This is a genomic window from Streptomyces sp. NPDC088194, from assembly GCF_040702025.1.
GTDB lineage: Bacteria > Actinomycetota > Actinomycetes > Streptomycetales > Streptomycetaceae > Actinacidiphila.
Window position 1 is genome coordinate 1 of the sequence record NZ_JBFBIV010000162.1, and the last position, 11,484, is coordinate 11,484.

Genomic DNA, 11,484 nt, shown 5'->3' on the forward strand with positions numbered 1-11,484 from the left:
CTACGAGGACAACCCTCCGCCTTGCGATCGCACGCACCAGACGCCACGGGCCCCGCCCTTTGGGCGGACGGCGCTACTTCCAAAACACGGCCTAGCGGCGGCGGTCGGAGAGGATCACCAGGGCCAGACCACCGAGGATCACCAGCAGCGCGGGATACGCGGCCGCCGGCGGGGTCTGGCCGAGCCACAGCCCCGCGATCAGCGCGGCCCCCGGGGTCTCCAGCAGGATCGCGGTCGAGGTGGTCGACGGCCCCAGGCCCCGCACCACCCGGTTCAGCAGCGAGTGGCCCAGCAACTGCGCCGCCACCGTCAGCGCGGCGATCTTCAGCCAGGTCTCCCCGTCGTACCCGGCCAGCGCCGACCCGGAGACCAGGCACGCGCACAGCAGGGCCACCGCCGTGGTCGTGTAGCAGACGAAGGTGTACGCGGTGGTCGTCGCGGTCCGCCGCACCTCCGAGCCGAGCAGCATGTAGACGGCCGCGGCCAGCCCGGCGCCGAGCGCCAGCGCGTCGCCGACCAGCGCCCGGCTGTCCGTCGACAGGTCGATCCCGGTGAGGATCAGCACGCCGACGACCGCGAGCGCGGTGCCGCCCCACACCAGCCGCGGCGGGCGGTGGCCGCGTAGCCGCAGGATCAGCGTGGTCCAGATCGGCGTCGTGGTGCACAGGGCGGTCGAGGTGGCGACCGACGTCATGTTCAGGCTCGGCAGCCACATCCCGAAGTGCGCGGCCAGCACCAGCCCGGCCAGCGCCGACAGGCCCAGCGCGCGCCGGCCCATCCGCCGCAGCTCGCCGCGGTGCCGCCACAGCGCCACCGGGCTGAGCACCCCCACGGCCATCGCGTTCCGCCAGAAGGCGATCGCCAGCGCGGGTGCGGCCGTCGCCGCGATCAGGGGGGCCGAGAAGGACACGCCCGCGATCGCCACGCCCAGCAGCGTCAGGTCCACTCCACGCCCGGCCTCGGGCGCTTTCTCGTCCACCGCCGATGCCGCACGGGGCGGGGTGGCGGTGCTCTCGGGAGTGGTCACCGCACAAGCGTACGGGCCCGCCGCGGTCCGGCCGTACCACTCCGGAGGGGACTCCCGGGCGTCCCTACAGCCATCCGTTGCGGCGGAAGCCCCGGTGGATCGCGTAACAGATCGCCAGGGTCGCGGCGAGCACGACGGGATAGCTGTACTTCCAGCCGAGCTCGGGCATGTGCTTGAAGTTCATGCCGTACACACCGGTGATCATGGTCGGCACCGCGAGGATGGCCGCCCACGCGGTGATCTTGCGCATGTCCTCGTTCTGCACGACGGTGGCCTGCGCGAGGTTGGCCTGGAGGATGGAGTTGAGCAGGTCGTCGAACCCGGTGACCTGCTCGTGCACCCGCGCGACGTGGTCGGCCACGTCACGGAAGTACTTCTGGATCTCCGGGTCGATCAGCCGCATCGGACGCTCGCCGAGCAGCTGCATGGGTCGCAGCAGCGGGGACACCGCCCGCTTGAACTCCAGCACTTCCCGCTTGAGCTGGTAGATCCGCCCGGCGTCGCCACCGCGCGAGGTCTTCCCGTTGTCGGCGGAGAAGACGTCGATCTCCACCTCGTCGATGTCGTCCTGCACCGCCTCGGAGACGGCGAGGTAGTCGTCGACGACCTGGTCCGCGATCGCGTGCAGTACGGCCGAGGGGCCCTTGGCCAGCAGCTCCGGGTCGTCCTCCAGCCGGTGCCGCAGCGCGCGCAGCGACCCGTGCCCGCCGTGCCGGACGGTGATCACGAAGTAGCGTCCGGTGAAGACCATCACCTCGCCGCTCTCCACCACCTCGCTGGTGGAGGTGAGCTCGGCGTGCTCGACGTAGCGGATCGTCTTGAAGACGGCGAACAGCGAGTTGTCGTACCGCTCCAACTTCGGCCGCTGGTGGGCGTGGACGGCGTCCTCGACCGCCAGCGGGTGCAGGCCGAACTCCTCGGCGATGCCCGCGAACTCCTGCTCGGTGGGCTCGTGCAGCCCGATCCACACGAAGCCGTCGCTGCCGTCGCACTGCGGGCCGGGCCGCCCGGCGCGCACCATCTTCAGCGCCTCGTGCGGGTCCGTGACGTCACCGTGGCGCAGGCCGTCGCGGTAGACCGCGCAGTCCACGATCGCGCTGGCGGCGCGCGGCTCCGGGACGGGGTCGTACTCGTAGGACGTGGTGGTCCTGCGCAGGGTCGGCCGCAGGGCAGGACGGACTACTGCGCGCAGGTCGCGGATCATCGACATGGCAAGCTCCTTCACGGACTGGCCGACGGCATGGCGCCGCACTGAAATGCAGATCAGGGCGTGGTGATCGCAGGCAGTTCAGGGCGCTCTTCCGCTGTCGCGGGCTCCGCGGGAGCTGTGCCTCCCCCTCGCATCCGACGGGGGTGGACCGCGACTCGCGAGGTGACGCGTTTTGGACCCGGCCAGCCGGGTAGAGAACGCGTGACGTGCGAGTACTGCGGGGAATTCAGCGCGCGAAATGGCATACGGAAGAGCTGCCGGTACTGCACGGTCGACTCGGATCCATGTCAGTCCCCACCTCCTCCGGTCGATCCCCGCTGAGGGATGTCCTTGGTGCGCGAGTGAACGCCCTACCTTAGCAAGTCCGAGCACCTCCTCGGTGCCGCCTTACGGGTTCTGTACGCGTTCTATGCTCGCCGTATGGCTGATGTCCTGGCGCTCGTCGAAGCGCGGCTGTCCGACGTCCTCGGCGCGCCCGACGCCCGCGCCGCGGTCACCTTCGTCGGCACCGACCGGGTCGAGGTGCTCCGCTACACCACCGGTGACCTGGTGCGATACGCCACACTCGGGATGTCCGCGCAGCCGATGGCCGACCCGCTCGCCACCGTGGCGGACCCGCTGCGCGGGCCGCGCGGCGAGCTGCTGCTCACCGTCCGGGCGGGGCTCGCCGACACCGACAAAGTGCTGCGCCCGCTGGCCGTGCTCGCCGCCTCCCCTCAGGTGGAGGGCCTCGTCATCGCGCCCGGCGGCTCCCTCGACACCACCGAGCCGCTGTGGCCGGGGGCGCCCTTCTCCGCGGTGCTCGTCGCCGAACCCGGCGGCCTCGTGCCGGACCTCACCCTCCCCGACCCCCTCGACCCGGTCCGCTTCTTCCCGCTCCTGCCGATGACCCCGGCCGAGGCAGCGTGGAAACGCGTGCACGGTGCCGCGGCGCTCCAGGACCGCTGGCTGGCCCACGAGACGGATCTGCGTGACGCCCTGCGGAAGGCGGTGCCCCTGACCTCCTAGGGTGCGCGGCGGCGGGTCCGGACGGGTGATCGTCCTTGACGTGGGGAGGGGCCAGGAGGACCGTGGGGATCTATGAGGGGCGAACCCAGTTGCCCGAAGTGCGGTGGCAGGGTCCGTGCGCCCGGACTCTTCGCCGATTCCTGGCAGTGCGATGTGCACGGGACCGTGTATCCGCTCCAGCCGGTGGTGCCTCCCAGTGTCGAAGCGCTCGGCGTCGTCGTGAACCGCTCCCAGGTGCCGGTCTGGATGCCCTGGCCGCTGCCGGTCGGCTGGCTCTTCTCCGGAGTGGCCGCCGCCGGTGACGACCGCAGCGGCGGCCGTGCCACCGCCGTCTCCTGCTCGGGGCCGGGGCCGCTCGGCGGTCCCGGTGAACTCATGCTCGTGGCAGAGGAGTTGGGAGTCGGGCTCGGCGCGCGCTTCGCCGGGATCGACGGGCCAGACCCCGGTCCGAACATGTGCGTGGACATGCCGCCGCACGCGAAGGTCCTCGCGGCCGGGCGCCCCACGCCCCTCTGGCACGTCGCGGGCGTCCCCGACGACCGCGTGGTCTTCGCCGGCGAGGCCCGCGGGCTCTGGCTGTGGGCCATCGTCTGGCCCGAGCAGACCGGGCTGCTGATGTACGACGAGCTCGTCCTCACGGATTTGCGGGACGCCGGCGCCGAGGTCGACCTCCTGCCGTGCGGTGCGCTCGCCCCCCGCCTCATCGCGTAGCGGTGCCCCTGACCCTCCGGGGTGGTGTGTCCTGCCGGTGGGGGAGCACCTGTTGGTGGTGGGTCGCGCGCGCCCCTGGATCTGCCCGGGTGTTCCGGGGCGAGCACGGTGGGAGCCGTACGACAGAACGCACCACCCGGGCGGGTTATCCTGGCGACGGCCACCCAACCCCCAGCCACCCGCGGAGCGAGTCGTGCGTATAGACCTGCACACCCACTCCACGGCTTCCGACGGCACCGACTCGCCGGCTGAGTTGGTGCGGAACGCCGCGGCCGCGGGGCTGGACGTGGTGGCGCTCACGGACCATGACACGGTCGGCGGCTACGCCGAGGCGACCGCCGCGCTGGCGGGGCTGGAAGCACCTGGGGACCTGACGTTGGTGACCGGCGCCGAGCTGTCCTGCCGGATCGACGGGATCAGCATGCACATGCTGGCGTACCTCTTCGACCCGGCCGAGCCGGAGCTGTACCGCGAGCGCGAACTCGTCCGGGACGACCGGGTGCCGAGGGCGCAGGGCATGGTCGCCAAGCTGCGCGAGCTGGGCGTGCCGATCACCTGGGAGCAGGTCGCCCGGATCGCCGGGGACGGCTCCGTGGGCCGTCCGCACATCGCGACCGCGATGGTCGAGCTGGGCGTGGTCGACAGCGTCTCGGACGCCTTCACCGAGCAGTGGCTGGCCAACGACGGCCGCGGGTACGTCCCCAAGCACGAGCTCGACCCGTTCGACGCGGTGCGGCTGGTGAAGGGCGCGGGCGGGGTGACCGTCTTCGCGCACCCGGGGGCGCACAAGCGCGGCGAGACCGTGCCGGAGGCGGTGATCGCCGAGCTGTCCGCCGCCGGGCTCGACGGCATCGAAGTGGACCACGTGGACCACGACGACGCGACCAGGGCGCGGCTGCGCGCGTTCGCCGCGGAGCACGACCTGCTGGCGACGGGTTCGAGCGACTACCACGGCGACCGCAAGACGGTCCGGCTCGGAGCGTGCGTCACCGATCCCGAGGTGTACCGGGAGATCGCGCGCCGGGCCACGGGCGCGGTGCCCATCTCGGCGGTCTAGCGGGTCGGATTCTCCGGGTCGGCCCTCCCGGGTCGGCCCCTGCCCTCGCTCCTGCCCCTGCCCACGGCTCGCGGGACCTCGCGGCGCCGCGCGGAACCTCGCGTTCCGCGGTGCCCGGTCGCGCAGTTCCTCCCGTCCTCCCGCCGGCTCCGCCGGGAGACACCCCCACCCTCAGCGCCCCCCTTCGGGGCGCGCTCGTACGTTCAGAAAGCCTGCCGCATGTTTGACATCACCTTGTTCGGGTCCGTGTTCTTCACCCTGTTCGTGATCATGGACCCGCCCGGCATCACGCCGATCTTCCTGGCGCTGACGTCGGGGCGCGCGACGAAGGTGCAGCGGCGGATGGCGTGGCAGGCCGCGTCCGTGGCGCTCGGGGTGATCGCCGTGTTCGGCATCTGCGGCCAGCAGATCCTGGACTACCTGCATGTGTCGGTGCCCGCGCTGCGGGTGGCCGGCGGACTGCTGTTGCTGCTGATCGCGCTGGACCTGCTGACGGGCAAGGCGGACGAGCCGACGCAGACGAAGGACGTGAACGTGGCGCTGGTGCCGCTGGGCATGCCGCTGCTGGCCGGTCCGGGGGCGATCGTGACGGTGATCCTCGCGGTGCAGCACGCGAACGGCTTCGGGCAGCAGCTCTCGGTGTGGGTGGCGATCGTGGCGATGCACGCGGTCCTGTGGCTGACCATGAGGTACTCGCTGGCGATCATCCGGCTGATCAAGGAGGGCGGGGTGGTGCTGGTGACCCGGCTGTCGGGCATGCTGCTGTCCGCGATCGCCGTGCAGTCGGTGGCGAACGGCATCTTCGGCTTCATCCACGGCGAGGGCTGACCCTCCGGTCCCGGGCGGGCCAGGCATCCGGCCCCGGACAGACGAAAGCGCCCCGTACATCCATTCGGTACGGGGCGCCGTTACGTGGGCCTGCGATCAGTCCGCGGGGCGGATGTAGATGCGCTGGCCGAGAGCGGCGGCCTGCTGCACGATCCTGTCGACAGCGTTGGCGTCCACGACGGTGCTGTCCACGGCCTCACCGTTGACGTCGTCGAGTCGCATGATCTCAAAGCGCATGGGGCTTCTCCCTTCGTCGCGCGTTACATGTGTGGTCAACGAACACCCCCTTCAAAACATTCCCTAGGCTAACGAAAAACTTTCCGGCCTTGACTACTTGCTGGTGAGGGAGTCCTTCTGCTGCCCCTCGACGTCCTTCCAGAAGGCAACCAACGCGGCCGCGGTCTCGGCGGGCCGCTCCGCGTTGGGCGAGTGTCCGGCGTCCTTGATCACGACGCGCCGCGCGCCGAGGCGTACCGCCATCTCGTCCAGCCACGGCACCGGCCAGGCGTAGTCCACCTCGCCGGAGAGTACGAGTTTAGGGAGCGGCAGCGCCGCCAACTCCGCCACTCGATCGGTTTCGGACATCAACTGCCGCGCGGTGGCGAGCAGTTGCTCGGGTACGGTGCCCAACCAGCGGCGGTGCAGGAAGTCCTCCAGCCACGTCGGGGTGCGCCCCTCCGCGTCCCCGGCGCTGTCCGCCTCCGCCCCGGCGTCCATCGCCCGCATCGCCTGCCAGGCGGTCTCCATGTCCATCGTCGGCAGATGGTCGAGCAGCAACTGCGTCCGCACCTGCTGGTGCGCCTCGATCGCGGCCGGACCCGAACTCACCAGCGCCAGCGAGGCGTACGGCACGGAACGGTCGGAGAGCAGGGCGGCCCGTACGATGTGGCCGCCCAGCGAGTGGCCCAGCACGTGCAGGGGCGCGTCCGTGCCGTACGCCTCGGCCACGGCCACCGCCTGCGCCTGGACGTCCGCCGCCAACTCGCTCCGGGCGTACGCCTTCTCGTCTCTCGGGCCGGCCGACTCGAACTGCCCGCGGCCGTCCACCGAGACGGCGTGGAATCCCGCGGCCGTCAACGGCGTGATCAGGTCGAGGAAGTCTTCCTTGCTTCCGGTGAAGCCCGGGATCAGGAGGACGTGTCCACGTCTTTCCGCCCCCTCGGCGGGGGCGCCGTCCAGCACCGCGAACGATCCCCGCGAGGTTTTCATCTGGCGCGAGACCACGTTCGTCGGCAGCTCAAGGGTGCTCGGTCGGCTCATGCAGTGAGATTACGCGGCTCACATGTCCAAGACGTTGCGGTTGGTGGGGGCGTGACCCCCCCGAGTGCCCCTGTTTGCGGTTCCCGGGACCTTGCGGCGGGTGGGTGACTTCGCCCCTCCGGGGTGACCCGTTCCGTTGGCACCAGGACCTTGCGGCGGGTGGGTGGCTTGTCGCGCGGTTCTCCCCCCGGGCGAAGCTCCGGGGGAGAACCGCGCGGGCAACCCGCCACCGGCCGGTGGTCCCTCAACCGGCAGGATCGGGCCACCCCCCCCGGGGGGTCAGGCGGTGGGGGTCTTGCGGGTGCGGCGGCGGGGGACCTTGACGGGTTCCTCCGCGGGAGCGGCATCCGCGGGGGCGGTCTGCTCGGGGGCGTCCGGGGAGATCGCGGTGGCGGTGGCCGCGCGGCTGCGGGTGCGCCGCCGGCGGGGCTTGCGCGGCTCGTCGGCCTCCGGGGCGTCGGCCGTCGGGACGGCGACGGCAACGGCCTCGGTGGCGGCGGCGATCACGGTCTCGCCGGCGACGGCGGTGCCACCGCGGGTGCGGCGGCGCTGCCGCGGGGTACGGGTGCGGGGCGCGCGCTCCTCGACCGGGGCCGCGGGAGTGCGGTCACGGCCGGCGGGGCGGCGGCCGCGGCCACCGGTCTCGCCGAGGTCCTCGACCACTTCCGCGTCGAGCCCGGCACGGGTCCGCTCGGCCCGAGGCAGTATCCCCTTGGTGCCCGCGGGAATCCCGAGCAGCTCGTAGAGGTGCGGAGACGTGGAGTAGGTCTCCTCCGGGTCGTTGAAGGTCAGCTCCAGCGCCTTGTTGATGAGCTGCCAGCGCGGGATGTCGTCCCAGTCGACCAGGGTGATCGCGGTGCCGGAGGCGCCGGCCCGGCCGGTGCGGCCGATCCGGTGCAGGTAGGTCTTCTCGTCTTCCGGCGTCTGGTAGTTGATCACGTGGGTGACGCCTTCGACGTCGATACCGCGCGCGGCGACGTCGGTGCAGACGAGGACGTCCACCTTGCCGTTGCGGAACGCGCGCAGCGCCTGCTCACGGGCGCCCTGACCGAGGTCGCCGTGCACCGCGCCGGAGGCGAACCCGCGCTTCTCCAGCTGCTCCGCGACATCGGCCGCGGTCCGCTTGGTGCGGCAGAAGATCATCGCCAGGCCGCGGCCCTCGGCCTGGAGGATGCGGGAGACCAGCTCCGGCTTGTCCAGGGAGTGCGCGCGGAAGACGTGCTGCGTGGTGTTGGCCACGGTCGCGCCGTGGTCGTCGGGCGCGGTGGCGCGGATGTGGGTCGGCTGCGACATGTAGCGCCGGGCCAGGCTGATCACGGCGCCGGGCATGGTCGCGGAGAAGAGCATGGTCTGGCGCCGCGCGGGCAGCATGGCCATGATCTTCTCGACGTCGGGGAGGAAGCCGAGGTCCAGCATCTCGTCGGCCTCGTCGAGGACGAGGGCGCGGACGTGCTTGAGGTTCAGCTTCTTCTGGCCGGACAGGTCGAGCAGGCGGCCGGGGGTGCCGACGACCACGTCGACGCCCTTCTTCAGCGCCTCGACCTGCGGTTCGTACGCCCGCCCGCCGTAGATCGCGGTGACTCGCACCGCGCGGACCTTGCCGGCGGTGAGCAGGTCGTTGGTGACCTGCTGGCACAGTTCGCGGGTGGGGACGACGACGAGCGCCTGCGGCGCGTCGGTGAGCTGCTCGGGCGTGGCGCGGCCGGCCTCGACGTCGGCGGCGACGGTGACCCGCTCCAGCAGGGGCAGGCCGAAACCGAGCGTCTTGCCGGTGCCGGTCTTGGCCTGGCCGATGACGTCGTTGCCCGCGAGGGCGACCGGGAGCGTCATCTCCTGGATCGGGAAGGGGGTGGTGATGCCGACGGCCTCGAGGGCTTCGGCGGTCTCGTCGAGAATTCCAAGGCTGCGAAAAGTCGTGGTGGTCAGGATGTTGCCTCTTCTGTGAGACGCGGCACTGGCGGCGAGGGGGTCGAGCAAGCCGGCACGTCGGGTGCGACGAACCGGTCACTGACCGCGCAGAGGTGTCGTACGGCCATAGGTCGGCCGTTTAGGCGCGGGACCGCTGCCCTCGCTCAAGCCGCGAGTGGGCCCCTCCCGATGACGGGAAGGCGGTCGGTTCGGAGCCGATCGGGCCACCGACCGGGCATCCAGGTGTTGCACACGTGGCCCGTCGTAGGTCGATGCCAGGCCGACTGTCGACGGGTGCATTACCACTCTACCCCGGAAACACGTAGCTGCACCCGATCAAATGTTTCGTTCGGGACGTCATCGGGTCACGGCGGCCTCTCGGCGGCCACCGCCGGGCGGCGTACCGGGGCGGCCGCGACAGGGCGGGTGAAGCCGTCACCGGGGGCGTCCGCGGCCCGCGGACTTGGCTATTGTGCCCAGCATGGACACGCCTGCTGAGACGCCCACCGACCACCAGCCGACCGTTACCGGCATCGCCGCCCAGGACTGGGCCGCGGCGTCCGCGCAGCCGCAGTACCGCGCCGCCGTCGTCGACCTGCTCGGCGCGCTGGCGTACGGCGAGCTCGCGGCGTTCGAACGGCTCGCGGAGGACGCGAAGCTCGCGCCGACGCTGGAGGACAAGGCGGAGCTGGCCGCGATGGCATCCGCCGAGTTCCACCACTTCGAGCAGTTGCGGGACCGGCTCGCGGAGATCGGCGAGGCGCCGCACGAGGCGATGGCGCCGTTCGCCGCGGCGCTCGACGGCTTCCACCGCCAGACCGCGCCGTCGGACTGGCTGGAGGGCCTGGTCAAGGCGTACGTCGGTGACTCGATCGCGTCCGACTTCTACCGTGAGGTCGCCGCGCGGCTGGACTCCGACACCCGCACGCTCGTGCTCGCGGTTCTCGACGACACCGGGCATGCCACCTTCGCGGTGGAGAAGGTGCGCGCGGCGATCGAGGCGGAGCCGCGGGTCGGGGGACGGCTCGCGCTGTGGGCGCGGCGGCTGATGGGGGAGGCGCTGTCGCAGGCGCAGCGGGTGGTCGCGGATCGCGACGCGCTCTCCACGATGCTGGTGGGCGGGGTCGCGGACGGGTTCGACCTCGCGGAGGTGGGGCGGATGTTCTCGCGGATCACGGAGGCGCACACCAAGCGGATGGCTTCGCTGGGGCTTGCGGCGTAGTGGGTGCCCCTGACCCCCCGGGGTGGTGTGTTCCGCCGGTTCCGGGACCACCCGCCGGTGGGGGCTTGTCGCGCCGTTCCCCGCGCCCCTGGTTTTGCACTGCCCTTCCGCGGAATGAGCCTCACTCCTTCCGCGGTGCCCTGGTAGCGCACGCTCGGCCACGCCCCATCCCGGGCCGAGCACCCGCCGGGCCCAGCCCCTGCCCCCGGCTTGCCGGACCACCTCCCGGTGGTCTGCTGCTCCCCGGGGCTTCCCTGAGAGATCTCCCCGCGCCTCTTGAGAGGCGCCCTCCATCCGCGGGAGGGCCGAGCACTTCCAGGGGCGCGGGGAACTGCGCGCGCAACCCACCACCGGCAGGTGGTGAAGCCACGACCGCAAGGGGCACCCCCTCAGGACGCGCGGGCAACTCCCCCCAGAGAAGCCGCAGGCCCCAGCAGCCCACCAGCAGGTGATCCGGAAACCCGGGTGGAGGGACTGGGCGCGGCGGGTGGACGGCCCGGCGACGGGAACGGCGGGAGCAGGCGTACCCGGGCACCGCGGAAGGAGCGAGGTTTCTTTCAAGGAAGGAGCCGAGGAAAACCAGGGGCGCGTGGGGGCACCTCCCAGGCGAAGCTCTGGGGGAGAACGGCGCGACAAGCCCCCCACCGGCAGGTGGTCCCGGAACCGACAGAACACACCACCCCGGGGGGTCAGGGGCTCAGGATTTTGGCGTGGCGGCCGCGGCGGGGCGGGCGGGAGAGGACGCTGAGGAGGGCCGCGGAGGTGAGGAGGGCCGCGGGGAAGGTGGCCTCGGGGTGGCTGCCGCCGACGATGCTGTAGGTGACGAGCCCGCCGACGAGTGCGGCGGCCGGGCCGGTCGCGAGGACCAGGGGGGAGGCGGGGAGCCGGAGCGGGAACATCCGGCTCGCCGTCCAGGCGGCCAGCAGCCCGAGGGCGGCGAAGATGACGGCTTCCCACAGCATCGTGAAATCCCTCCGGTGGCACGTACGGAACGGGACCGGTCCGTACGTCTCCTACCCCGCCGTCCACCGGCGCAAAGCGCTCTCACCCGTCTGCTCCGGGATCGAACACCTCGGCGGCCAGTTGGGCGCGGCGCCAGGCGCGGCCGGGCCGGATCGGCGTGCCGCTCGGCGGAGTTGGCGGCCGGGCGTGGCGGCGCGTTCGCCAACTCGCGGGAGTGGCCGGCCCGGGGCAAGGGAGAACGGGTGGTCCACGGCGTTCGCCCACGTGGTGGCGTCCACCTGCGTGGAGTT

Annotated in this window: 10 protein-coding genes and 1 pseudogene; 5 read left to right on the top strand and 6 right to left on the bottom strand. The window is 72.0% G+C overall.

What is annotated here, in order from left to right; genetic code table 11:
• Window positions 1-91: 91 nt before the first annotated feature.
• Window positions 92-979 (bottom strand): DMT family transporter, encoded by an 888-nt coding sequence (locus AB0399_RS39205; protein ID WP_329373942.1) that lies wholly within the window; start codon window positions 977-979, stop codon window positions 92-94.
• 112 nt (window positions 980-1,091) lie between these two features.
• On the bottom strand, window positions 1,092-2,237 hold the full coding sequence (locus AB0399_RS39210; protein WP_328468917.1) for a magnesium and cobalt transport protein CorA: 1,146 nt from the start codon (window positions 2,235-2,237) through the stop codon (window positions 1,092-1,094).
• Window positions 2,238-2,657: 420 nt separating this feature from the next.
• Between AB0399_RS39210 and AB0399_RS39215 the strand changes: the two genes are divergently transcribed.
• The 4 genes from AB0399_RS39215 (at window position 2,658) to AB0399_RS39230 (ending at window position 5,841) form a co-directional block, all read left to right on the top strand.
• Window positions 2,658-3,245 (top strand): suppressor of fused domain protein, encoded by a 588-nt coding sequence (locus AB0399_RS39215; RefSeq protein WP_329365089.1) that lies wholly within the window; start codon window positions 2,658-2,660, stop codon window positions 3,243-3,245.
• A 72-nt stretch (window positions 3,246-3,317) separates the two neighbouring features.
• On the top strand, window positions 3,318-3,956 hold the full coding sequence (locus AB0399_RS39220; protein WP_328468920.1) for a DUF6758 family protein: 639 nt from the start codon (window positions 3,318-3,320) through the stop codon (window positions 3,954-3,956).
• A 193-nt stretch (window positions 3,957-4,149) separates the two neighbouring features.
• Window positions 4,150-5,013 carry a PHP domain-containing protein gene (locus AB0399_RS39225; RefSeq protein ID WP_366414539.1) on the top strand — a complete coding sequence of 288 codons (864 nt, stop codon included), beginning with the start codon at window positions 4,150-4,152 and terminating at the stop codon, window positions 5,011-5,013.
• Between the two features lie 219 nt (window positions 5,014-5,232).
• A complete protein-coding gene (locus tag AB0399_RS39230) occupies window positions 5,233-5,841 on the top strand; it encodes a MarC family protein (RefSeq protein ID WP_328468924.1) in 609 nt (202 codons plus the stop codon).
• A gap of 96 nt (window positions 5,842-5,937) precedes the next feature.
• Here the strand turns inward: AB0399_RS39230 and AB0399_RS39235 are convergent, their stop codons facing one another.
• The 3 genes and pseudogenes from AB0399_RS39235 to AB0399_RS39245 all read right to left on the bottom strand — a co-directional run.
• On the bottom strand, window positions 5,938-6,078 hold the full coding sequence (locus AB0399_RS39235; protein WP_200823142.1) for a hypothetical protein: 141 nt from the start codon (window positions 6,076-6,078) through the stop codon (window positions 5,938-5,940).
• Window positions 6,079-6,171: 93 nt separating this feature from the next.
• Complete coding sequence (locus AB0399_RS39240; protein ID WP_366414540.1) at window positions 6,172-7,101, bottom strand: alpha/beta fold hydrolase; 930 nt, start codon at window positions 7,099-7,101, stop codon at window positions 6,172-6,174.
• Window positions 7,102-7,395: 294 nt separating this feature from the next.
• Window positions 7,396-9,078: pseudogene (locus AB0399_RS39245) on the bottom strand (DEAD/DEAH box helicase); the annotation flags it as partial.
• 412 nt (window positions 9,079-9,490) lie between these two features.
• On the opposite strand from AB0399_RS39245, the gene AB0399_RS39250 reads away from it, so the two are divergent.
• Entirely contained in the window at window positions 9,491-10,231 is a 741-nt protein-coding gene (locus AB0399_RS39250) for a ferritin-like fold-containing protein (protein WP_328468929.1), read from the top strand.
• Between the two features lie 689 nt (window positions 10,232-10,920).
• Here the strand turns inward: AB0399_RS39250 and AB0399_RS39255 are convergent.
• A complete protein-coding gene (locus AB0399_RS39255; protein WP_329365077.1) occupies window positions 10,921-11,193 on the bottom strand; it encodes a hypothetical protein in 273 nt (90 codons plus the stop codon).
• Window positions 11,194-11,484 lie beyond the last annotated feature (291 nt).